Origin of the sequence: Pseudomonas kermanshahensis, from assembly GCF_014269205.2 — a bacterium.
GTDB lineage: Bacteria > Pseudomonadota > Gammaproteobacteria > Pseudomonadales > Pseudomonadaceae > Aquipseudomonas > Aquipseudomonas kermanshahensis.
The window spans coordinates 2,849,610-2,872,734 of the sequence record NZ_JABWRY020000001.1; the positions used below are offsets into that span (position 1 = coordinate 2,849,610).

The 23,125-nt window shown below is 61.7% G+C and carries 14 protein-coding genes and 1 pseudogene; 8 read left to right on the forward strand and 7 right to left on the reverse strand.

What is annotated here, in order from left to right:
• Positions 1-178: 178 nt before the first annotated feature.
• Complete coding sequence (locus tag HU764_RS12925) at positions 179-6,547, reverse strand: non-ribosomal peptide synthetase (protein WP_186702586.1); 6,369 nt, start codon at positions 6,545-6,547, stop codon at positions 179-181.
• A gap of 415 nt (positions 6,548-6,962) precedes the next feature.
• Here HU764_RS12925 and HU764_RS12930 point away from each other — a divergent pair, with 415 nt between their 5' ends.
• The 4 genes from HU764_RS12930 (at position 6,963) to HU764_RS12945 (ending at position 12,606) form a co-directional block, all read left to right on the forward strand.
• Positions 6,963-7,745, forward strand: coding sequence for a helix-turn-helix transcriptional regulator (locus HU764_RS12930; protein WP_186676902.1), 783 nt, complete (start codon positions 6,963-6,965; stop codon positions 7,743-7,745).
• A 17-nt stretch (positions 7,746-7,762) separates the two neighbouring features.
• Positions 7,763-9,229, forward strand: a complete 1,467-nt coding sequence (locus tag HU764_RS12935) for an efflux transporter outer membrane subunit (protein WP_186676899.1) — start codon at positions 7,763-7,765, stop codon at positions 9,227-9,229.
• A 55-nt stretch (positions 9,230-9,284) separates the two neighbouring features.
• A complete protein-coding gene (locus HU764_RS12940; RefSeq protein WP_099454048.1) occupies positions 9,285-10,175 on the forward strand; it encodes a universal stress protein in 891 nt (296 codons plus the stop codon).
• Between the two features lie 295 nt (positions 10,176-10,470).
• A complete protein-coding gene (locus HU764_RS12945; protein WP_186676896.1) occupies positions 10,471-12,606 on the forward strand; it encodes a TonB-dependent siderophore receptor in 2,136 nt (711 codons plus the stop codon).
• Positions 12,607-12,720: 114 nt separating this feature from the next.
• Here HU764_RS12945 and HU764_RS12950 read toward each other — a convergent pair whose 3' ends face one another.
• The 3 genes from HU764_RS12950 to HU764_RS12960 all read right to left on the reverse strand — a co-directional run bounded on the left by HU764_RS12950 (position 12,721) and on the right by HU764_RS12960 (position 14,691).
• Complete coding sequence (locus HU764_RS12950) at positions 12,721-13,242, reverse strand: acyloxyacyl hydrolase (protein WP_027596791.1); 522 nt, start codon at positions 13,240-13,242, stop codon at positions 12,721-12,723.
• A gap of 201 nt (positions 13,243-13,443) precedes the next feature.
• Positions 13,444-14,190, reverse strand: coding sequence for a phytanoyl-CoA dioxygenase family protein (locus HU764_RS12955; protein WP_186676893.1), 747 nt, complete (start codon positions 14,188-14,190; stop codon positions 13,444-13,446).
• A 57-nt stretch (positions 14,191-14,247) separates the two neighbouring features.
• Positions 14,248-14,691, reverse strand: a complete 444-nt coding sequence (locus tag HU764_RS12960; RefSeq protein ID WP_099454046.1) for a hypothetical protein — start codon at positions 14,689-14,691, stop codon at positions 14,248-14,250.
• 431 nt (positions 14,692-15,122) lie between these two features.
• On the opposite strand from HU764_RS12960, the pseudogene tssG reads away from it, so the two are divergent.
• From tssG to HU764_RS12975, 3 genes and pseudogenes are all read left to right on the forward strand, one after another.
• Positions 15,123-15,938, forward strand: a pseudogene (gene tssG, locus HU764_RS12965) (type VI secretion system baseplate subunit TssG); the annotation flags it as partial.
• A gap of 340 nt (positions 15,939-16,278) precedes the next feature.
• A complete protein-coding gene (locus tag HU764_RS12970; RefSeq protein ID WP_186676885.1) occupies positions 16,279-16,767 on the forward strand; it encodes a hypothetical protein in 489 nt (162 codons plus the stop codon).
• 590 nt (positions 16,768-17,357) lie between these two features.
• Positions 17,358-17,621, forward strand: a complete 264-nt coding sequence (locus tag HU764_RS12975; protein WP_186676881.1) for a PAAR domain-containing protein — start codon at positions 17,358-17,360, stop codon at positions 17,619-17,621.
• A gap of 76 nt (positions 17,622-17,697) precedes the next feature.
• Here HU764_RS12975 and ptrR read toward each other — a convergent pair whose 3' ends face one another.
• Positions 17,698-18,588 (reverse strand): putrescine utilization regulator PtrR, encoded by an 891-nt coding sequence (ptrR, locus tag HU764_RS12980; protein WP_099430907.1) that lies wholly within the window; start codon positions 18,586-18,588, stop codon positions 17,698-17,700.
• 106 nt (positions 18,589-18,694) lie between these two features.
• On the opposite strand from ptrR, the gene HU764_RS12985 reads away from it, so the two are divergent.
• Entirely contained in the window at positions 18,695-20,080 is a 1,386-nt protein-coding gene (locus HU764_RS12985; protein ID WP_027596787.1) for an aldehyde dehydrogenase family protein, read from the forward strand.
• 37 nt (positions 20,081-20,117) lie between these two features.
• On the opposite strand, the gene HU764_RS12990 is transcribed toward HU764_RS12985, so the two are convergent.
• Both HU764_RS12990 and HU764_RS12995 read right to left on the reverse strand, forming a co-directional pair.
• The gene (locus HU764_RS12990) at positions 20,118-22,031 is read right to left on the reverse strand and encodes a DEAD/DEAH box helicase (protein WP_186702587.1); all 1,914 of its coding nucleotides are present in this window, start codon (positions 22,029-22,031) and stop codon (positions 20,118-20,120) included.
• A gap of 81 nt (positions 22,032-22,112) precedes the next feature.
• Positions 22,113-23,012 (reverse strand): helix-turn-helix domain-containing protein, encoded by a 900-nt coding sequence (locus tag HU764_RS12995; protein ID WP_099454041.1) that lies wholly within the window; start codon positions 23,010-23,012, stop codon positions 22,113-22,115.
• Positions 23,013-23,125 lie beyond the last annotated feature (113 nt).

Sequence of the window (23,125 nt, forward strand, 5' to 3'; positions counted from 1 at the left end):
GAATCGTGGACACGCTAAAGGATCGTGACCGGTCGGTCTGACATGGGAAGCGGGGACAATTTCGGAAAGCGATCGCCGGCAAGACGGCTCCCACAGGTATCTGCGCAGGCTTAGACCTTGTGAGCACCCTGTAGGAGCTGGCTTGCCGGCGATGGGCCGCAACGCGGCCCCGGCAATCTCAGATGCGCCTGCGTTTGCCCAGGCTGGGAATGGTGGTCTGCGGTATCACCACCTCGACCTGCTCGAGGCGGGTGCTGGCGGCCAGCGCAGCCAGGGTCGGCTGGCTGAACAAGGTGCGGGCATCCACATGCAAGCCGGCCTGGCGCATGCGTGCCACCAGGCTGACCGCCAGCAGTGAGTGGCCGCCCAGCTCGAAGAAGTTGTCGTCACGCCCAACCTGCTCGATCTTCAGCACATCGGTCCAGATCTCGGCCAGCGCCGTTTCCAGCTCGCCGCGCGGGGCCTGGTACTGGCGGCTGATCACTGCCTCGGCCCCCGGCGCTGGCAAGGCCTGGCGCTCGACCTTGCCGTTGTTGCTCAACGGCAGCTCGGCCAGGGCCACGAACGCCTGCGGCACCATGTAATCGGGCATGCGCGCCAGCACGTGGCTGCGCAGCACCTCAAGCGCGGGTGCGCTACTGCCCTCACGGCAGGTGAAGTAGGCCACCAGGCGCTCTTCGCGCATCAGCACCACGGCCTGCCCGATGGCCGGATGCGCCGTCAGCGACGCTTCGATTTCCCCCAGCTCGACCCGCAACCCACGCAGCTTGACCTGGAAATCGTTGCGGCCGACAAAGTCCAGCTCACCGTCCAGGCGGTACCGCACCAAGTCCCCCGTGCGATACAGGCGGTCGCCCTCGACGAACGGGCTGGCGATGAAGCGCTCAGCCTGCAATGCCGGCAACCCGAGGTAGCCGCGGGCCACGCCGACGCCGCCAATGTGCAACTGGCCCACCGCGCCGAGTGGCACCGGGCGGTCATGCGCATCGAGCACATACAGGCGGGTATTGGCGATCGGCCGGCCGATCGGGGGCGCGATCAACGGCAGCGGTTCGTGCGGCTGCAGGGTCCAGGCGGTGCTGTCTACCGTCGCTTCGGTCGGGCCATAGACGTTGTGCAGACGCACCGTGGGCAGACATTCGCGTAGGCGTTGTACCAGCGCCAATGTCAATTCACCGCCGCCGCAGAAAATGTCCGTCAGGCTAGTGCAACGCTCAACACCCGGCTCTTCCAAAAACTGATGCAGCAGCGCCGGGACGAATTTGATCGTGGTCACCTGCCTGGCCTGCACCAACTGCACTAGGTACGCAGGGTCGCGGTGCCCATCAGGGCGCGCCAGGACCAGGCGCAAACCGGCGGTCAGCGGCCAGAACAGCTCCCAGACCGAACCGTCGAAGGTGAACGGCGCCCGTTGCAGCAAAGCATCGCCCGAGCGTGGCGGGCAGATGCGCGAACCCCAGTGCATCAGGTTGCACAGGCCACGGTGCTCGACCATCACTCCCTTCGGGGTGCCGGTGGAGCCCGAGGTGTACATCACATAAGCCAACTGCCTCGGGCCCAGGCCTGGCACTTGCGGGTCGGCTGCCGAGCAGGTGTGCCAATCGCCCCGGTCAAGGTCAAGCACAGGGCCTGGCATTTGCTCGAACAGGCCCAGGGTAGCGCCGTGCACCAGCACCACCGACGGCGTACTGTCTTCCAGCATGAAGCGCAGCCGCTCGGCCGGGTAAGCGGGGTCGAGTGGCACGTAGGCACCGCCTGCCTTGAGCACGCCCAGCAAGGCGACCATCAGTGCAACGCCACGTTCGACACAAACCGCCACCCGCGCGTCGGGCTTAACACCCAGGGCGATCAGGTGGTGGGCCAGGCGGTTGGCCTGGGCGTTGAGGGCTTGGTAATCGAGGCAGCCGTCCTCAGCCTGCAGGGCGATGGCATGGGGTGTACGCCGCACCTGGGCCTGGAACAGCGCCGGCAAGGTCTGCCTGACCGGGCTTTGCGGGTCTTCGGTGGCGTTGAAGCCCTGCAGCAAGCGGTGCAGCTCGCCGTCCGGCACCGCGCACAGTGCATCCAGGCGCGTGCTGCGGCGCTCGGCCAGGGCATTGCCCAGTTGGCGCAAGGTGGTCAACAAGTAGTTCAGCACCCGCTGCGCGCCAATCGCACGCGGCGCGCGCAGGGCGAGCTGTAGCCCGTCGGCATGGTCGTCCACCGTGAGGACCAGGCCATGGCTGTGTACTTCACTGGCTTCGGCCAGCTCTACGCCGGGCAATACCGGACCGAGCATTACTGCCCCTTGGCGGTAGTTGATCAGGCTGTTGAACAGCGGCGTGCCGGCGGGCAAACCACTGCACTGCTGGGCGAGGATCAGCGGCGCATCTTCATGGCCAAGCAAGGCGGCCAACCGCGCGTGGGTCTCGCTCAGCGCCTGGTCGACCGAGCGATTCGCCAGGCCTACCCGCAAGGGCACGCTGTTGATGAACATGCCCAGGGCACGATCAGCCCCGTTGCCAGCCATGCTGCGGCCCAGCAACACGGTGCCCAGGGTGACCTCATCACGCCCACCGAGGGCGCCAAGCACCTGGGCCCAAGCAAGGTGCAGCAGGCTGGCCAGGCTCGCGCCCTGGTGCCGGGCCTGAGCGCGCAACAGCCCTGCCAGCGGCGCATCGATCACCTGGCTGTGGCTGTGCAGGTCACCCTCGTCGACCGGCTCGCCACCCAGCCCGGCAATCGGCGCTGGTGGTTCGATGCCAGCCAGTTGCTCGCGGAAGAAGGCTTCGTGCCGGGCCTGGCGCTCGGGGGCAGCGCTTAGCGCCACGTAGTCACGATACGGCACAGGTGCCGGCAACGGCTCGCCGCGCCCAGCCATGAAGGCGTCCAGCTCGCCCAACAGCACCTGCAGCGAAACGGCATCGTTGACCAAGTGGTGGAAGCGCAGCAAGCCCAACCAACGCCCGTGCTGGGCATCCTCGGCGCAGGCCAGCGCCATCATCGGTGCCTGGCGCAGGTCCAAGGGCCGTTGCTGGGGGTCGAAGTGGCTGCGCATTTGCCCGGCTATGTTGCCTGCGTGTGCCTCCCCCACCCAGTTGTCGACCGTCAGAAGGGCCTGGCGCCAGACCACCTGCTGGGGCTGTTCAAGCCCCTCCCAGGCCAGGCTGGTGCGCAAGATGTCGTGACGGTCTATCACCTGCTGCAACGCTTCGGTGAAGGCCTGTAACTGCATGCGGCTGGCAAAGGTGAACAAAGCCTGCTGCTGGTACGGGTCGCGAGCATCGGTGACGTGGTGGTAAAGCAGGCCTTGTTGCAGGGGCGCCAGCGGATAAATTTCCTGCACGTTGCCTGCGCCGCCCGGCACCGTGGCAACGATGCGGTCGATATCAACCTGCGACAGTTCGCTGAGGGTGAGCATGCCCGGCGTGATGTGCTGGCACCCTGGCGGAACCCGGTTGGCCGGCACGCGCGCGGCTTCGCCGACCACTACGCTGGCCGCAAGGCTGGCCAGGGTCGATTGGCCGAACAGTACCTGTACATCGGCTTGCAGGCCCTGCTGGCGCATGCGCTCTATCAGTTGCACGGCCAGCAGCGAGTGGCCGCCCAGCTCGAAGAAGTGGTCCTGGCGCCCTACCCGCTCGACCTGCAGCAATTCGGCCCACAGCAAGGCCAGGCGTTGCTCGACGTCGCCGATCGGCGCTTCGTGCTCGCGGCGCACCTTGGCGGCTTCGTCCGCTGTCGGCAAGGCACGGCGGTCGAGTTTGCCATTGGCGGTCAATGGCCAACTGGCCAGGTTGACATAGGCCACCGGCAACAAAGCGACTGGCAGCCGCTCGCGCAGGTGGTCATGCAGCACTCTGGGCAGCACCGCCGCCTCGCCAATGAACCAAGCCTGCAACTGGCCATCGCGAAGCATCACCACGCACTCGCGCACCGCCGCATGGCTGGCCAGGGCGGCCTCGATTTCGGCCAGTTCAACCCGCACACCGCGGATTTTCACCTGGTCGTCATTGCGCCCGAGGTACTCCAGCGTGCCGTCGGGCAGCCAGCGTACCAGGTCGCCCGTGCGGTACATGCGTGCCCCTGCCAGCGCGCTGAACGGGTCATCGAGAAAACGCTCGGCGGTCATCTGCGGCCGATTGAGGTAACCCCGGGCCACCCCCTTGCCGCCCACATACAATTCGCCTGGGGCGCCGATTGGCAGTAGACGGCACTGCTCATCGAGGACGTACACCTGGGTGTTGGCCACCGGGCGGCCGATATGCAGCGGGCCGCCGGCGTTTACTTCGCCCGAGGTCGCCACCACCGTGGCTTCGGTGGGGCCATAGTTGTTGATGACCCGGTAGCGCCGCTCGCGGGCCAGGCGCCGCAGACGGTCGCCGCCAATCAGCAGGGTCTGCAAGGTCGGGTGCAGCTCGCCCTGGGCGAAGGCATGCTCGGCCACCGGGGTGGGCAGGAAGCTGACATCCAGCGGCTGGGCGCGCCACCAACTGAGCAAGGCGTCGATGTCTTCAGCACCGTCACGCACCGGTGCCAGGTGCAAAGTAGCGCCACTGCACAGCGCGGGCCACACCTCCCAAGCCATGGCGTCAAAGCCGAAGCCGGCCAGGCTCGACTGGTGGCGCCCGGGGCCCAGGTTGAAGGCACTGCAGTGCCAGGCGACCAGGTTGGCCAGCATGTGGTGCTCGACCATCACGCCCTTTGGCTGGCCGGTGGAGCCGGAGGTGTAGATGACATAGGCCAGGTCGCTCGCTTGCGGCTGCACAGGGGCTGGCATTGCGGCGGTTGCCGTGTTCCAGTCCCAGCGGTCCAACACGACCTGTGGCAGGCCATGGGGTGGAAGGCGGTCGAGCAGCCGCGACTGGGTCAGCACCACGGCCGGCGCGCTGTCTTGCAGCAGATAGGCCAGGCGCTCCTGCGGGTGGGCAGGGTCAATCGGCACGTAAGCGGCCCCGGCCTTGAGCACGGCCAGCAGGCCGATCAAGGTGTCCAGGCCGCGCTGGGCGACCACCGCTACCCGCTGGTCAGGTTTGGCGCCAAGGGCTGCCAGGTGCCGGGCCAGCGCGTCGGCACGCCGGTCGAGTTCGCCATAGCTCAGGCGCTGGCCGTCGTGCTGCGCCGCCACGGCGTGTGGCGTGGCGTTGGCCTGAGCTTGGATACGACGATGGATCAACGCCTCAGCCTGTTCAGGCGCTGCTTGCGCCGTCGCATTCCACTGCCGCAGGCGGGCGTGCTCGCGGGCGGTCAGTAGATCGAACGCCGCGATACTTTGTTCGGGCTGTTCCAGGCCTTGCGCCAGCACATGCAGCAGGCGCTCGGCCAACGCTGTCACATCTTCATCGCTGAACCAGGCGCGGTTGTGCACCAGGTGCAGGCACGCGCTGTCGCGTTGGCTGTTGCAACGCAGGTGGATGCTCAAGGGCGTGGGCTCGTGGCCATTGCAGACCATCACCGTGTGGCCGGGCACGTCACCGAAGCGTAGGTCGTTGCCATCCTCCTCGAATGACACCATCAGCTCGAACAGGTGCGGCCGCTCTTCACGCAATGCACCAAGGCTGCGATTGAGTTCGCTAAGGGCGAAACGCTGATGGCGAAAGTCTTGCTTGAGCGCATCGCGGATCCCCTGTACCAACGCGCTGAACGAGCGTTCACGGCCAAAGTCCATGCGCAGTGCGCTGACTTGGGTAAACAGCCCCAGGGTAGACTTGAACTGGGCGTTGCCACGGTTGCGCACCGGCAGGCCGACCACCCACTCGTCACGCTGCCAGGTACGTGCGCTGCACACATGCAACGCCGCCAGCAGCACATGGAAGGGCGAGGCCTGCAGCGTGGTACCGAGGGCACGCATACGTGCCAGCAAGCGGGTATCGAAGGGCTGTTCGAGTACCGCACTGGGCGGCGACACGTGCTGCGCATTGCGCTCGCGGGGTGCCAGCAAGGCATCGGGTAGCTGCTGGTACTTGGCCAGCCAGTAATCGCGGTCGCGGTCATGGCGTGGCGAACCCTGGTACTGGGCATCGTCCTCGATGAACGCGCGGTAGGACGGTGCGCTGTCTGGCAATGCCAGCCCCTGTTCAAGCAGGCGGTAATGATCGGCGATCTGCTTGAACCACTGGTCCACGCCCCAGCCATCGAGAATCAGGTGATGGGCCTGCACGGCAAACAGGTACCGCTGCTCGCCCAGGCGGATCAATGTCGCCCCCCACAGTGGGCTGGCATCCAGGCGGTAGGGTGTCTGCATCTGTGTTTGCAACAGGCCTTGGGCAGCGCCGAACGGGTCATCCGCGCTGCGGACATCGTGCTGCACCAGTTGCACATCGAGGGCCTCGGCAAAGTACTGGCGGGCTACCCCACCCTGGCCCGCGTGCGTCACCAGTACGGTGCGCAGGCCATCATGCTGGGCGACCAGGTGCGCCAGTGCCCGGTTTAGCCGCTCGGCATCCACCCCGCCGGCCAGTTCGACGTACGCGCCGATGTTGTACAGCGGCGAGTCGCCGTGGCTGATCTGATCCAGCCAGATGTCGCGCTGGGCAACGGTCAGGGCAAAGGTTTGGGCGGCAGGCATGGTTCGGCAGGTCCTTCTGGTTGATCATCCGCGGATTCAAGCACCCCACCTTCAGGCTGTATGGCCCCCGAAACCCGGACACGCACCGGGCCTGTCGATGGCTGCTGAAAAACATGTAGGAGATTTGCCACAGCGGCTGCCCGGTTTGGCCTACGCCAGGGGCCATCGGTCTGGATCAGGCCTTGATCGCCACGCTTCTGACGTCAATTGGCTGGCTTATCCGTTCATGTGCAGTGTCTCGCCTGTAAGTGCCCTGCCCCACTGATCCGTAATCGGTGGCACTTTCTGTCCCTGTTTTCCATTACAGACGCGGCCCCCAGGCCGGGCTTGAATACCGCCACAAACCACTCGCCACCCGGAGGACTCGCCTGCGACACCACCCGCCGTAACGCTTTGGATCAAGGATGACAACGCTATGAAGCTGACCGACAGCCTCGAACACCGCCCCGACCCCCAGCTGTATCTGCAACTTGGCGAACTGATCGCCAGTACCGGCGCCGAGGGCTTTGCCGAACAGATGTTGCAACTGGTCGATGCCCAAGTGCCGATCCACAGGCTCGACCTCAGCGAATGGACCCTCGAGCCACGCGGCGCCAGCATCAGCCGCATCAGGGTACTCGGCAGCGCCGGCCCAGCACCTGAACTGCCCGGCGTCGATCCTCTGCGCCACCCTCTGCTGCAGAGCATCATGCAGATGAAAGACCCGCTGCTGATCGAATTCAAGGCCCCCCCGGACACCGACCACCCGCGCCACAGCGCCCACCAGTGCAACTTGGTGTCTTGCAGCGGTGCCCGGCGCTGGGTCATCTGCTTTCACCGCCTGCCCAGCCAGCGGGGCTTTTCGTTGAGTGAGTTGTCGCAGTTGAAAAGCCTGTCCGACACCTTGCTGCCCCTGGTCGAGCACCACGGCCAGTTGCTCAACCAAGGGGCCGCGCGGCAGACCGGGTCGCCGCTGTGCGATCTGCAGGCGGGCGCGTTACGCCACTCCTTTGGTGAACGGCTGGTGCAGGAAGCCGTGCGGCTTTCGACGCGTGAACAGGAGGTCTGCCTGGGCCTGCTGACGGGCGGCACGGTGCCAGAAATGGCGCAGCGGCTTAACGTGAAAAACAGCTCGATCGAAACCTACCTCAAGCGCGCCACCGCCAAGCTGGGGGTCAGTGGCCGCCATGGTTTGACCAAGTGGATGGCAGGCGCCTGACTCTGCGAGACCCTCTGATGCCCCGATCCAGCCTTATCCTGTGCGCGGCGCTGTTGTGCGGCTGTTCGTTGGCCACTGACTACCAGCGCCCGGACACCCCCGTCGCCACCCAGTACCCGCAAGGGCCGGCCTACGCCGGCGATGTGCAGAAGCACCCGGCCATCGAGGACTGGCGCCAGGTGTTCCACGACCCGAGCCTGCGCCAACTGATCGACAGCGCCCTGGCCAATAACCGCGACCTGCGCAGCGCGGCGCTCAATGTCGAAGCCTACCGCGCCCAATACCGCATTCAGCGCGCCGAGCTGTTGCCAAAGGTCTCGGCCAATGGCCAGGGGCAACGCCAGTATCTGCCGCGGCGCATGACCGGTACCGACCAGGGCATGATCAGTTCCACCACTGCTGCGACGCTAGGCGTGAGTGCTTATGAGCTGGACCTGTTCGGTCGCCTGCGCAGCCTCAGTGACCAAGCGCTGTTGACTTACCTGGCCAGCGACCAGGCCCGGCGCAGCACCCAATTGAGCCTGGTGGCCAGTGTCGCCAGCGTGTACCTGACCTGGCGTGCCGACCAGGAACTGCTGACGCTGGCCAACGAAACCCTGGCCGCGGACGAGCGCAGCCTGCGCCTGACCGCCAACCAGCGCCGCGCCGGCACAGTGTCGGCCCTGGACCAGATCCAGGCGCGGACCAGTGTCGACAGTACCCGGGCGGCCGTCGCCCGTTACAAACGCCAAGTCGCCCAAGACCTCAACCAACTGACGGTACTGGTGGGCGCCCCTGTGGCCGACGGCCTCGGCGCCTTGCCGCTGGCCGACGAACAGATCGCCGGTTTGCAAGCCGGGCTGCCGTCAGACCTGCTGCAACGCCGCCCCGACATCCTCCAGGCCGAATACCAGCTGCGTGCGGCCAACGCCGATATTGGCGCCGCGCGTGCGGCGTTTTTCCCGAGCATCAGCCTGACCGCCAATGCCGGCAGTACCAGCCCGGCGCTCAGTGGGCTGTTCGATGCAGGGTCAGGGACCTGGCTGTTCCAGCCACAGATCAACCTGCCGATCTTCACCGCCGGTAGCCTGCGTGCCAGCCTGGACTATGCCCAATTGCAGAAGGACATTCAGGTAGCGCAGTACGAAAAAGCAATCCAAAGCGCCTTTCAGGAAGTGGCCGACGGCTTGGCGGCGCGGGCGACTTACCAGCGGCAACTGCAGGCGCAACGCGACTTGGTGGCCTCCAACCAGCGTTACTACAACCTTGCTGAACACCGCTACCGGATCGGCGTGGACAGCAGCCTGACCTTTCTCGACGCGCAGCGCTCGTTGTTCAGTGCCCAGCAGGGGCTGATCAATGACCGCCTGGCGCAGTTGGTGGCAGAGGTGAACCTGTACGCGGCGTTGGGTGGCGGGTGGAAAGAGGCCGCTGACACCCAGGCTCCGTCTGCGGCAAGCGCAAGCGAAGCGGCGCCCAAGGGTGCCTACGTGGGTCTAGACTGAACAGGGCCAGATCACCAGGCATGAACCGGGGGGCTTCCACACGCGGAGGTGTGAGATGAGCCAGTTCAAGCGTTTGTTCGTCATGCTCGGCCCGCAGATGCGCCACACGCCGGCTCTACAACGCGCGGCGGCGTTGGCAGAGTCAAGCGGTGCGCTACTCGATATCAACGTATTCGTCGACGATGTCGACACTTTCGGTTTGATGAGCGATGGCCGGGAGCGTGAACGGCTGCTCAGCGACAATCGCCAGTGGCTGGCCGATGAAGCCGAGCAGATGGCCGACGCCGGCCTGGATGTGTCCACCGAACTGCTGCTGACCCGCGACCCGTTGGCCAGCGTGCTCGAGCGTATCGAACGCTTGGGCTGCGACCTGCTGATCAAGGACGTGCAGCACGAACCGGTGCTCAAACGCTTGCTGGTGACACCGCTGGACTGGCAGTTGCTCAAGGACAGCCCGGTTGCCGTGCACCTGATCAGTGACATCCGCCTGCCCTTGCCCAAGCAGATCGCCGCCGCAGTGGACCTGAACAGCCATGGCGCCGGTGAACACCTCGATGAGCAGGTCATTCACAGCGCCCATGCGCTGGCGCTGCAGTGCAATGCCGAACTGCACCTGCTGCATGTGTGCGACGCGGCCAAGACCCACATCGCCGACTTCGGTGCCGGCACCGTCACCATGCCTGGCTTCGATGGCAGTGTGCGTACCGCACAGCGTTCAGCATTCAACCGCCTGGGCGACCATCACCAGGTGCCCTTGGAGCGCAGGCATTTCGTCGAGGGGCCAGCGATTCGTGCGATTGCCCAGTTCGTCAGCCATAGCCGGGTCGATGTGATCGTCATGGGCAGCCATCGCCACGACGCCATGCAGACCTTTTTGGGCGGTACCACGGCGCATGTGCTGGAGCATCCGCTGTGCAATGTGCTGGCGATCAAGGCGATGCATTGAGTATTCGGCGAACTATGTGCCCGATTCGTCATTAATCCGCAGCCCCTGTAGGAGCGGCCTCGCGTCGCGAAAGGGCTGCGGAGCAGTCCCCGATTTCAGTGTCACCTACAATATTGCTGGGGCCGCTGCGCGGCCCTTTCGCGACGCAAGGCCGCTCCTACAGGGGCCGGCGGTGAAGGTAGGCATTTGGCACGCGCGCTCCATTTAAAAAGAATGCATTTGATAATGATTCGTAGTAGTGTCGCGACGCTTTCTACCCCTCCCCCTAGCGCCCTACTCCAGGATCGTACCGTCGATGCGTCGCACGTTCGTTTCGCTTTGTGTGCTTCATGCTGTCTCCCCGTTGGCCTGGGCTGAGCCCGAATCGCCCAGCGACCCCGCCCGGATCGAACTCCAGGCCTTGAGTATCACCGGTACTGCCGACAGTGAACGCGCCGATGGCCCGGTCGTCGGCTACAAGGCCAGCCGTTCGGCAAGCGCCACGCGCACCGACACCGCCCTGCACGAAACCCCGCAATCGGTCAGCGTGGTCCCCAAGGACGTGCTCGAAGACACCGGCGCCACACGGCTGCAAGATGGCCTGGACTACGCCGGCGGCGTTGGCCGCGCCAACAACTTTGGCGGCCAGGGCTTGACCACGTTCACGGTGCGTGGCTTTACCACGGGCGAGTTCTACCGCAATGGCTTCCCGATCAACCGCGGCTACCCCAACGCCCCCGACGCCAATACTGTCGAGCGCCTTGAAGTGATCCGCGGCCCAGCCACCAGCCTGTATGGGCGTGGCGACCCTGGTGGCACCTTCAACGTGGTCAGCAAGCAACCGCTGGCTGAACGCAAGGTCACCCTGGGCAGCCAGATCGACGACCAAGGCATGCACCGCGCTACCCTCGATGCCACCGGCCCGCTGAATGAGGACGGCTCGCTCGCTTACCGGTTGAACGTGCTTGGCGAAGGTGGCGAGAGCTTTCGCGATGATGTCGAGAGCGAGCGCTACGACGTGGCGCCCGTGGTCAGCTGGCAGGTCAACGACAGCACCAGAATCGTCTTCGAAGGCGACTTCATGCGCAACAACCACCCACTGGACCGCGGCCTGACCCGCTATGCCACCCAGACCGGCAGCGCCTCGCGCGACACCTATATCTGGGAGAAAGGCAGCGACAACGTGCTGCACAACGACAACAACATGGCCCAGGTACGCTTCGAGCACCTGCTCAATGACAACTGGACGTTGGGGGGCGGGTTCCAGTTTCTCGATGGCTCGCTCAAGGGCAACGCGGTCGAAGCCAACGGCGCACCCGCTGACGGGCGTACCCTGCAGCGCAACTTCAACTACCGCAAACTGGAATGGACTGACCGTGACTGGCAGTTGAACCTTACCGGGCATTTCGACACCGGTGGTTTCAGCCACACCCTGCTGACCGGCATCGAGTACGAAAACTACGATTACAACTCGATCATCCAGCGTTCCTCGGCAGCCGTCGGCACCTACCCCATCGATATCTACGACCCAGTGCTCGGCCAGCCAAGGCCCGCGTTGACACGCACCACCACCTGGGACAAGGAAAACCTGCAGACCTGGGCCTTCTTCATTCAGGACCAAGTGGCGTTGACCGAGCGCCTCAAAGCGTTGGCCGGCATCCGCTTCGAGCGCTTTGAGCACGACTATGACGACAAGCTGGTCGACACCCGTGACTTCAGCAAGGGCGAGAACGGCGTCACCCCGCGCGTTGGCCTGATCTACGACCTGACCGACACGGTGGCGGTCTATGCCAACACGGCGCGTTCATTCAAGCCCAACAGTGGCGCCCCTGCGGGAGGCGGCAGCTTCGACCCGGAGAAGGGTAAATCCTACGAGCTGGGCGTGAAGTGGGAAGCGCTCGATCGCCAGCTGAGCATCGATGCGGCGGTGTACCACATCGTCAAGGAAAACGTGCTGGCACGCGACCCCAACGACCCCACCGGGGTCTACAGCATTGCAGCAGGTGAGGTGCGCAGCCGCGGGCTGGACATCAACATTGCGGGCAACATCACCCCCGAGTGGCGCGTGATAGGTGGCTACGCTTATGTCGATGCCGAAGTGACAAAAGACACCAGCTTGCCTACCGGCACCCACCTGGCCAACATCCCACGCAACAGTTTCAGCCTGCTGAACACTTACGAATTCCAGGACGGCGCGGTCAAAGGCCTTGGATTGGGTGTTGGCCTGAAATACGTGGATGATCGCGCCGGCCAGACAGCCGTGACGACCTACACCATGGAGCGCTACAGCGTGGTTGACCTGCTCAGCTTCTACAAGGTCAATGAACACGTGCGGCTGAACCTCGATGTGAAGAACGTCTTCAACAAAGGGTATGACGAAGGGGCGTTCAACAACTACGTGTACCCGGGCGCACCGCGAACGGTGCAGGCCGGGGTTTCGTACACCTTCTAGCTGACTGTAGGAGCAGCCTTGTGCTGCGAAGAGGTCGGTACTGGCACTGCATATCTGTTGCCGGTACCGGCCTCTTCGCAGCGCAAGGCTGCTCCTACAAAAAGCGCATCAAACTCAGAACGCCTTGCTGTAGAACAACGCGTAAGACTCGATCCCGTCGTTAGGCTGTTTGATACCCGCGTTTGAGTAATGCATCGCGCGGATGCCGACCTTCTGCGCACCTGGCAGCTTCAGGCCGAAACCAATGCGGTCTTCGAAGTTGACCGCCGAACCCAGGCGCTGGTCGCCCACTTCAGTCTTGGAAAATGCCGCCAGGCCAATACCGGCCTCGATGTATGGGGTATAGGTGAAACCGCTGAACTCGTAGGTGAATACCGGGCTGAACGACAACGAGTGCGCGCCGCTGGCGTCGCCGCCTTCCCAATAGGTGTAGGCCGCATCCCAGTAACCGGTCACATAACCGGTACTGCTTTCCAGCCATTTCTTGTCCCAGTCGAACGAAAGGCCGATACGGTAGGTCATGTCGCCTTGGCTGGTGGCGCCAACTGCAGCCGATACCTGCGCGGCCTGGGCCAGGTTGGCCCCCGCGAAGGCCAGCACTGCAGCGGCCAGCGAAGCAGCGAGACGGGTTTTCATCAATGACATCTCCTGATGGTCTACAACACGGGCAAAGTGGGGGCTTGAGCCCCTCGAGCTTATGCGGTGGCCGGCGCATCCAAACCGGTCACACCAAGTAATACTTCTCTGATTATTGTCCAGATAATCAGAAAGTTGAAAGCTGTTTGCCACCATTGGCTAATACCAGGGCGACCGCCCTATCACGGGCCCTGTCGCCATTCAGTCGTAGGCCGCCTCTTCATGCTCACCCAACAGCCGCCGCTGCCTCGGCGTCGCCTCCTGCAACACCTGCGGGTTGAATTGCCAGTGCAAATACGGCGAAAACTTCTGCGCCACCATGCGTCGGCCGTAATGCACCTGCAGCATGTCGCGCTCACGCGACTGCGTGCAATTGGCGCCGCCGCTGTGCCAGACATCACTGCGAAACACCAATGCATCCCCCGCCTTGCACAACACCGGATGCGCTTCACGCCCTTGCCACTCGGACTCGCCGGCCTCGGGTGGGCGTGCTGCACGATGGCTACCAGGCACGATCCAGGTCGGCCCGATGCTGTGATCGATATCACTGAGGTACAGCTGCACGGTAAGGATCTGCATGGGCTGGGTAAAGGCACCTCGCTCGCTGAGCCAGGCAGGCAGTTTCATGGGCAGGTGATCAAGGTGCAGCGCCATGCCGGGGTAGCCGGGGTGGCTGCGCCAGGCGGTCTGGCCGATCACGTGGCAGTCCTCGCCGAGCGCGGCCTCGGCCAGGTTGATAAGCGGTGGCAGATCCAGAAAGGGCAACCACAGGGGGTTGCGGTTGAACACGCACTTGTAGTGTTCGAGCAGCCCTTGGTAATCCCAGTGAATGGGCTGCAAGTCATCGATGGCGCAGCGCAGCAAAGCGATACGCAGGGGTTCGAGCACACCGGGGATCAACACAAAACCCCGCTCGTCCAACATCTCCAGCTGAAGGTCCAGGCTCATGGCGGTGCGCTCCCATTCGGCAGGAGTACAGATGTACTCCTGCCCGGACTGTGCCATTCAACGCCAGTGCAGGTTCACCGTCACAGGCGCTTTGCCGTCGACGGCCACCTGCTGTTGTACCGTCTCACCTTGGGCGTTGCCGGTAACTTTGTAATGGCCCGGTGGCAACTGCACATAGAGCAGCGGGCCTACGTTGGTAACGCTCAGCACGGGCTGGCCCTGTGCACTCTGGATGTCGACTGTGGCGCCACTCTGGAACTCGCTTCCCGGGCCTGCCGAGAGTTCGACATGCAAGTCGTACCCTTTGGTCTTGCGCAGGGCATTGGCTTCATCCTGGCCAATACCGCCTTCCAGATAACGGATGCCGTTTTGCTCTTGCGGCTGCAGCTGGACAGCCTGCATGTCGATAGGCGCATTGAGGTCGGCAGCCGCCGCTAACGTCCAAGGCATGGCCAGGGTGAGCAGTAGCGCAGCACCAAGGGCATAGTGATGATTACGCATGGTAGAACCCTCCTTCTGAGGATGGTTTACCTATTATTACGCTCTCTAACGACACTCGTTTTCTTACTGACAGAGGGTCGTCCGGGCACGGGCAGCAAGTCGGCGCTTCAACGTGCGCATTTATATTTCATGGGCATATTGCACTCTTTATTCAAAAAAGCTGGATCGGCAAACGACTAGCGAACACACATTTTCTTACACCCAAATACTCGACAGGAAACCATCACCCAGTACATCGTGAATTTCCGGAAGAATGCACTCCAGTGTTCGAGCTGTTTAATTTCGACGAACGCGATAGCGAATTTTCCTACAAACTTTTAAAGATCCACCGATCGAACATAACCCATCATCCAACAACATGACTTACATCAACACAGATCAAATAGCGCCACGACAGGCATAATCAAACACAGTGGGATATGCAATACGCTATGGACAACCTCGATAAAGAAACACGTCGTCAACGAGCCGATATTGTTCTACGTAGCGCGCACCAGTACACCTACTTCCAATTACTGGAACTGATGCACCAGCTGCACGGGGACGATCTCGAACAACGCCCCCTGTCCCGGGAGGCTCGGCGCCGCTTGCGGCTGGAGGTTTCTCCCAGTTTATCGTTCCCGGTTGCCGACGTACTGCGCGCTGACCGCCTGGAGGACGATCGCTATCGGATTCAGGCCAGCTTCCTGGGGCTGCATGGCACAGATTCGCCGCTGCCCACCTACTATCTCGACGACATTGCCTACGAACACGCTCATGGCATCGGGCTGCGTCCGGCGTACTTCAACTTCTTCAACCATCGCCTGCACACCCTGTTGCATCAGGGATGGCGCAAGTACCGCTACTACCGGCGCTTTCAACCGGGCGCAAAAGATGGCTTCTCTCGCTACATCTTTGCCCTCATCGGGCTGGATGACTCAGCGTTGCGAGGCGCCACACCGCTACCGTGGAGCCGGTTGCTCAGTTATGTGGGGATGATCGCCAGCCGCAGCCGATCACCGAGCATGGTGGCCGGCATGATCGCGCACTGCTTCGACCTGCAGCAGGTGGTTATCCGTGAATACGAAAAACGTACGGTGCCGATTCCCTTGCCCCAGCGCAATGGCCTAGGCACCCGCAATTGCCAACTCGATAACAACTTCTTGGTCGGCGACAGCACCGAATCACGCAACAGCAAGTTCACCATCGTGATCGCTGGCCTGAATCAGCCGCAGTTTCGCGAATTCTTGCCCAGCGGCGGTAACTTCCAGAAGCACTAGGAAGTGAAGTCAATCCGTTTGCCACTTCGAGGGGAGCTAGGCGTGAAGCTATGAGGCAGGCAAAAATCCCTACAAGTCAGCAACCCATTAGTCAATCCAGGAACCAATCCGGATTTGAATACCGTTATGAGATGGCGCAACCAGGAGGAGCGAAAGGCCTTGCATCTGTGCAGCAGCAAACGTTAGATAGCAGCCATATCGAAAAACCACACTGGGAAGCGGGAAAGGTTAAACTAGATGACGATGGAAACCCCAGAATGAGCAGACATAATCGGCCACAAATTCGAAATGGAAAAGGAAAAGTCTTTTACACTAAGGAGTGCTGCAATTGACTATCAATCCATATGATAAAGAGTTGCTCTATAGAAAAGCACAAGGAAAAAAAATACAGAATAGCCACGAGAAAAAAATCCGAGAAATATTTACTAACAACCATCAGAAAATAGCAAAACTAAAGCTAACTGAGACAGATGATGTACTAAATAAAATAAAAAAATTAAAACTAAAAACCTGCCTAAACGAGGAACTCCACTCCTTTTCCGAGTGTTTGAACCGCTTCTCGCCCGAATTATATCAAAAAGAATTCTACGCATTCATCGACGAAGACTGGAAATATTATGGAGCCATAAAACTACCCAAAAAAACCATTATAAATCCTCAATTTGACTTTGACAAAAGCGTCAGTGACGAATTAAGATTTTTTACTAGCGACCTCTCAATTCAAATCTCAATTGACTACTCTTCTTATGGAAGTAAAAAACTATACGAGTGCACTATCAGGCGACTACTACCAAATCAGGAACCCCTACCTTCATGACAATTAAGATGAACACCGGGGATTTCGTGTGGGATATGACAACAGACACAAGGCTCATATAAATGCTTTCAACAGGAAAAACGAAATAACAATTTGCTTTGAGGCAACACAAAAAACAGTTGGAAAAATAATAAGGAGATTTAACCGATGAGCTTCACACCAGAATGCCAAGCTTACATCGACACCCACCTCTATGAAAACCAGGATGCTACTACCAACAGGCGCATCCAACATTCATTGGGATAAAATCCCCGACAAATATGAAGCACACTCTATCCAAAGAGACAAATTAATCATGGAGATACTCGCCGCAGCATCACTCATAGACCTAAAGGAATCAGAAACCATAATGATCATCAACATAGATGATGCCTTCCCAGCAATTACAACCACTCTGAAAGAATGGCAACCATACGCACAAGAACTAGATTACGTAAACACTCTATACGCAAATGAAAATAACTCAAAAATTATTCATTGGGATTTTTACACAAATCTGTACGCACTTAAAACCCCCTCACAGTAGCATTCGCCGCATTAAGGGTCATTTGAGTGACCTAACCTACCTGAAACACACAAGAGAAATTCACATGAAGAGCATTGTAAGGACTGGGGATCCAACCGACCATGGTGGTATGGTGATCGGCTCCATAGACGATACTAACCTCAACGGCAAACCAATGGCCGGCGAAGGCAGCATGGTTTTCTGCCCTCTGTGCAAAGGCGAGTTTCCAATCATCGAAGGCAGTGACACGTACCGCGTCAACGGAGTACCCGTCGCCCTTGACGGCATGAAAACCGCGTGCGGCGCCAGCTTGATTGCCAGCGCATCACACAGCAGCGTCCATCGCTGAGTTGATAAACCAAGAAGAGAGAGCCTTCGGGTCGTGGCAAGCGCCGGTAGCTACGCCCCTGCTCTCGAAGGTTGCTCTATACGGTATCTACAGCCATACCTAAACTCCCCTGCCGCTCTTCCAACAACTTCACAAACATACTCAAACTGCGCGAAACCGCCCCCCGCCGCCACACCAGCCAGGTCTTCAAATACCGGAAATCCTCCGACATCGGCCAGGCGCTCACCGTGCTGCAGCCCGGCATGTTGTCGAGCATGCTGCGCGGCATCATGGCCAACCCGGCACCAGCACTCACGCATGCCAGCATGCCGTGATACGACTCCATCTCGTGGATCTTGCCCGGCACGGCCTGATCCTGCACAAACCAGTTCTCGAAGTGGTGGCGGTACGAGCAGTTGGCCCGAAATGCGTAGATATTCTCGCCGTTGACATCTTGGGCGCGGGTTACGGGCGCATGGTTGAGGGGCGAGATGACCATCATCTCTTCCTCGAACACTGGCATGCCTTCCAGCGTCGGGTGCAACACCGGCCCATCCACGAACGCCGCGACCAATCGCCCAGACAGCACCCCTTCGAGCATCGTCCCCGACGGCCCGGTCGAGAGGTCCAGGTCGACTTTGGGGTAGCGCTGGTTATAGGCAGCCAGCAAGGCCGGGATCCGCACGGCTGCGGTGCTTTCCAGCGAACCCAAGGCAAAGGTGCCCTGCGGGTCTTCGCCGGCCACCGTTAGCCGCGCCTCGTGCACCAGGTCGAGAATGCGCCGGGTGTATTCGAGAAAGTTCCAGCCCGCTGGCGACAGGCGCAGGCGGCTTTTCTCGCGGATGAACAGTTCGACGCCCAAGTCTTCCTCCAGCTGTTTGATACGTGTGGTCAGGTTCGAGGGCACCCGATGGATATGCTGCGCGGCGGCACTGATGCTGCCTTGCTCGGCCACTGCCTTGAAGATTTCCAGTTGCACCAGGTCCACAGTCATTCTCCAAACGTGAATGTTTCGCTCATTATTATTCAGTTTTCATTAAATCCCTACACCACTAGTCTGGCGTCACGGATCAACAACAGCGAGAGTTTCCACCATGAGCGCGATCAGCAGCCTGACCCACGCCATCTCCCTCGACCCGCACAGCGGCGAGCAGATTGGCGCCTACCCGTTCGATACCGACGCCGCACTGGAAGCGGCGCTGCAACGCGCCAAGGTGGGCTATGGCCAATGGCGCCAGGTGTCGCTGGGTCAGCGCAGTGAGTGGTTGCTCGCCCTGGCCAACACGCTGGAAACCAAGGCCGAAGCGTTCGCGCAAATGATCAGCCGTGAAATCGGCAAGCCGATCACCCAGGCCCGGGGCGAAGTGAGCAAGTGTGTCGGGTTGTGCCGTTGGTACGCCGAGCACGGCCCTGCCATGCTGGCAGCGGAACCAACCCAGGTCGAAAAAGCGCGCATCGAGTACCGCCCGCTGGGCCCGATCCTGGCCGTGATGCCGTGGAACTTCCCGATCTGGCAAGTGCTGCGCGGTGCTGTCCCGGCGATTCTGGCGGGTAATACCTACGTGCTCAAGCACGCCCCGAACGTCATGGGCAGCGCCTACTTGCTGGGCGAACTGTTCAAGGATGCCGGCCTGCCGGAAGGCGTCTTTGAAGTGCTGAACGTCACGCCGGACGGTGTCACCCGCGCCATCAACGACCCTCGCATTGCCGCCGTGACCCTGACCGGCAGCGTGCGCGCTGGCATGGCGATCGGTGCGCAAGCCGGTGCCGCGCTGAAGAAGTGCGTGCTGGAGCTGGGCGGTTCGGACCCGTTCATCGTACTGGCCGATGCCGACCTGGATGCCGCAGTCAAGGCGGCCGTCATCGGTCGCTACCAGAACACCGGCCAGGTTTGCGCGGCGGCCAAACGCCTGATCATCGAAGAAAGCATCGTTGAAGCATTCACCCAAAAATTTGTTGAAGCAACGCGCCAGCTGAAGGTTGGCAACCCGCTGGAAGACGACACCTACATCGGCCCGATGGCCCGCTATGACCTGCGCGATGAACTCGATGGGCAGGTTCAGGCGACACTCGCCGAAGGCGCTACTTTGCTGCTGGGCGGCAACAAGATCGAAGGCGTGGGCAACTTCTACGCACCGACCGTGTTTGCCAACGTCACCCCGGAAATGACCGCGTTCAAGCAGGAACTGTTCGGGCCAGTGGCGGCGATTATCACTGCGCGGGATGCCGACCATGCCGTGGCATTGGCCAACGACAGCGAATTCGGCCTGGCGTCGACCATTTACACCGCCGACTATGCGCTGGCTGAACGCATGACCGCAGCACTGGATACCGGTGGCGTGTTCATCAACGGCTACTGCGCATCCGACCCCCGCGTCGCCTTTGGCGGTGTGAAGAAGAGTGGTTTTGGCCGCGAATTGTCGCACTTTGGTGTGCGGGAATTCACCAACGCGCAAACGGTGTGGCTGGACCGTAATTGACGGAGGGAATCGGGGCCGCCTGACGGCCCCGATTTCCTCAGTCCCTGACCTGGTCCTTCACCCAGTCCAGCATCCCCCCCGGCACGATCAGTTCATGCCGTGCCCGCGAACAGGCGGTATACAGGCCCGCCAGCATCCGCGCCCGTTCGTTGCGATTGCCCGCCGCCACGGGCGCGACCATCAGCTCCGGTGACACCATCACCCGGGCGAATTCCATGTTCTTCACGTCCCGCACCCGCCCCAGGAACAGCTTGGGCGCCTTGTCCCAACGATAACGGCTCTTGGCCTTGGCGAAATGCTCTGGTGTATAGCCCTTGCGCAGCATGTTGGCGACCGCTACGAAGGCTTTGTCATCGCCCTTGTCCTGCTCCAGCGCCTGCCAACTGGCGTAGCGGAACAGCATGGGGTGACGCGGCCGGGTGCCGTAGCGGTACAGCTCGATGCAATCTTCGACGAACAGCTCGAAATCCTTGCGCGCACTCTTCAACAACACGAACGGCACCCCTTGGTGCGTAAGGCGCTGGAACCAGCCAAACAGGCCCCACTCGTCATCGACAATCAGTGCCGTGGGCTGCTCTGGCACCGTGACCGTGTCGAAGAAACTGACCCGGGTGTAGTGCTCGGCACTGCCGCTGAATGCCGCCTGGATCTTGGCCGGATGCGCCTGGATCAGCGGGTTGAGGACGTTATCCATGGCAGGCCCGGCGCGCAGCGAATGGTCGATGTAACGCTGGCGGATGAAGCCACCGTGGTGCGGGCTCAAGCCATTGAGGTTCTGCAGCTCGTCGCCCAGGGTGATGATCGACTGCGGGCTGCGGTCCAGCACGGCGAGCATCGGTGCCGACAGCTCGTGGGCCTCGTCGACGATGACGTGGGTGTACCGACTGTCGATCATGTCAGCGGTCAGCGACAGCAGTTTGACCCGGTGGTAATCACGCACCGGCAGTTGAATCTCCCGCGCTGAGGGGCGAATCAGCTCCTGCCAGTACAGCCGGGCCTTTTCCAGCAGCACTTCCTGATCCAGTGGCGAGGTGCCCGGCCCGGCCCAGGGCAAATGGTGAAGCTGGACCTCTGCATCGCCGCTGCGGCAGAAACTGCGCACGGCCTTGATGCACAAGGCAACCACGTCGCGGGCGGCGAGCGGGCCGATATCGGGGATATTCAGCCACTTCACCACCTGCGCCTCCTGCGGGCGCCAGGACAATTTGGTGCGGTACGGGTCACGCAAGCGCCAACCGTTGCTGGTGAGGTCTCGGTTGAGAAGCTCGTCTGCCAGTTGGCCGAAGGTCAGTGCGGTGTAAGCTTGGGCGTCCTTGACGCGTGCCTGCAATGCGCGCAGCTGGCCCTCGGTCAAGGCCAGCAGCAGCGTGCGCTGGGGGTCGAGCAAACGGGCGAACTGGTGAATCAGGAACGTCTTGCCGGTGCCGGCAAAGCCTTGCACCGCCACCGACTCGTCAACACCTGACAGAAACTCGCGCAGCAGGCGGTTTTGTTGATCGCTCAGCAGCAGGTCGCTGGCCAGCGATGGCAAATAGACCGGATGCAGCGGCGTGACCTGTTGGCGGTAGGTATCGGCAAATTGGAAACTCCACTGGCTTTGGTCATCCTGCAGGTCCTCGACGTCGTATTGGACCTCGGCGGACAGCAAACCGATGCCATTCTCACCCAGCATGCCAAGGCCCATGGCGAATGCCTCGCAGTCGAAATGCTGCGCCACCTGGCCTTGAAAGCGCCCCGGCGCGGCCGTTTCGACCTCGTTCGCGATGCGCACGATTTCGGCAAAGCGCCGCTCCTGAGCGTCGGCCGTTGCAGTGGCGGGCTGGCGTGGCAGGTTTTGCACGAACAGCACCGCCGCGGCCTCCAGCAAACTGGCAGTCGGGAAAAAATCGCTGGCGGTGGGTTCGCTGGCAAGGCGGTCGGCTTGGTCGCTGAGCAATGGCAGGTAGAACATCGGGACCTCGGGTGGAAACAGGTCGGCACGATAGCAACTTTCCGTGGGGGGTGCTGGGTTCAATGCACCGGCTGCCGGCCCTCAGCCCCTGCGCCGTTTCAGGGTCTCGCTCGGCAACTCCTTGAACAGCTGCCGGTAACTCTCGGAAAACCGCCCTAGGTGCCAGAACGACCAGCGCATGGCGACTTCCGCTACCGTTACTTCGCCACCGCGCAACAAGTCCCGTCGCGCGCCGTTTAGCCGGCGTAACCGCAGCCAGGTCCCCGGCGGCATACCGGTAAAGGCCTTGAATGCCTGCTGCAACTGGCGTAGCGATACTCCGGCCACATCAGCCAGTGCCACCAGGTTGAGGGTTTCTTCGGGGCAGTCCGCCGCCCATTCACTGACCCGCCGCATGATCAAGCGCTCTTCACTGCGCCTGCCCAGCGCACCGCTGTCCAGCCGCTGGCAGGCACTGTCGAGGATGAACAGGCAGTCTTCCAGCAACTGTTCCGCCAGCGCCTGCCCCTGCAGTGGGCAATCGGCGTTGCCCAAACGGGTCAGGGTGGCGCTCAGCCAACTGCCGAACAAGGCGTTCTGGCCGCTGCCCAATGGCACCATGAACAAGCCTTCCAGGCGCTGCGTATCCAGGCCATGACGGGCCAGAAACGCCTGGTCGAACACCACGGCCACTTCTTCGTAGTTCTCCGGGGTGATCCAGATATTGCGGCTCTGCTCGTTGAGCAGGTACAGGCTGTTTTCGCTGCGGTCGAAACAGAACGCCAGCGATCCACTGGGGGGGCGAAAGAACTGCTCGACACGGGTATTGAGCCGTTCTTCATAAACCTCCACGCCATCGAGCCCCAGGCAACGCAGTTCGCCGCTGAAATGCCCGGGCGACATTTGCCGGTATTGCTGTTGCCAGCCAGGGGTGGCACGCACCTGCTCGGTGACGTCGGTGGTGTGGAAAGCCTGAACCTGCAAGGCGTTGAGCGTTGTCACGCATTGTCCTGTATGCACTCTTTTGGTGCATTGATTATCGGAGAAAGTGGATAGATCGCCCCAGGGGGCTGCGACCAAGATAGTCTCCAGCGCGTCACCTGGGAAGCCACCCG

Excerpts from the sequence above, each read along its gene's own strand:
- HU764_RS12945 (WP_186676896.1), top strand. The coding sequence starts at position 10,471 with ATGCGTCGCACGTTCGTTTCGCTTTGTGTGCTTCATGCTGTCTCCCCG.
- HU764_RS12925 (WP_186702586.1), bottom strand. The coding sequence starts at position 6,547 with ATGCCTGCCGCCCAAACCTTTGCCCTGACCGTTGCCCAGCGCGACATC.
- HU764_RS12930 (WP_186676902.1), top strand. The coding sequence starts at position 6,963 with ATGAAGCTGACCGACAGCCTCGAACACCGCCCCGACCCCCAGCTGTAT.
- HU764_RS12955 (WP_186676893.1), bottom strand. The coding sequence starts at position 14,190 with ATGAGCCTGGACCTTCAGCTGGAGATGTTGGACGAGCGGGGTTTTGTG.
- HU764_RS12935 (WP_186676899.1), top strand. The coding sequence starts at position 7,763 with ATGCCCCGATCCAGCCTTATCCTGTGCGCGGCGCTGTTGTGCGGCTGT.
- HU764_RS12940 (WP_099454048.1), top strand. The coding sequence starts at position 9,285 with ATGAGCCAGTTCAAGCGTTTGTTCGTCATGCTCGGCCCGCAGATGCGC.
- HU764_RS12960 (WP_099454046.1), bottom strand. The coding sequence starts at position 14,691 with ATGCGTAATCATCACTATGCCCTTGGTGCTGCGCTACTGCTCACCCTG.
- HU764_RS12950 (WP_027596791.1), bottom strand. The coding sequence starts at position 13,242 with ATGAAAACCCGTCTCGCTGCTTCGCTGGCCGCTGCAGTGCTGGCCTTC.
- HU764_RS12990 (WP_186702587.1), bottom strand. The coding sequence starts at position 22,031 with ATGTTCTACCTGCCATTGCTCAGCGACCAAGCCGACCGCCTTGCCAGC.
- HU764_RS12985 (WP_027596787.1), top strand. The coding sequence starts at position 18,695 with ATGAGCGCGATCAGCAGCCTGACCCACGCCATCTCCCTCGACCCGCAC.
- HU764_RS12975 (WP_186676881.1), top strand. The coding sequence starts at position 17,358 with ATGAAGAGCATTGTAAGGACTGGGGATCCAACCGACCATGGTGGTATG.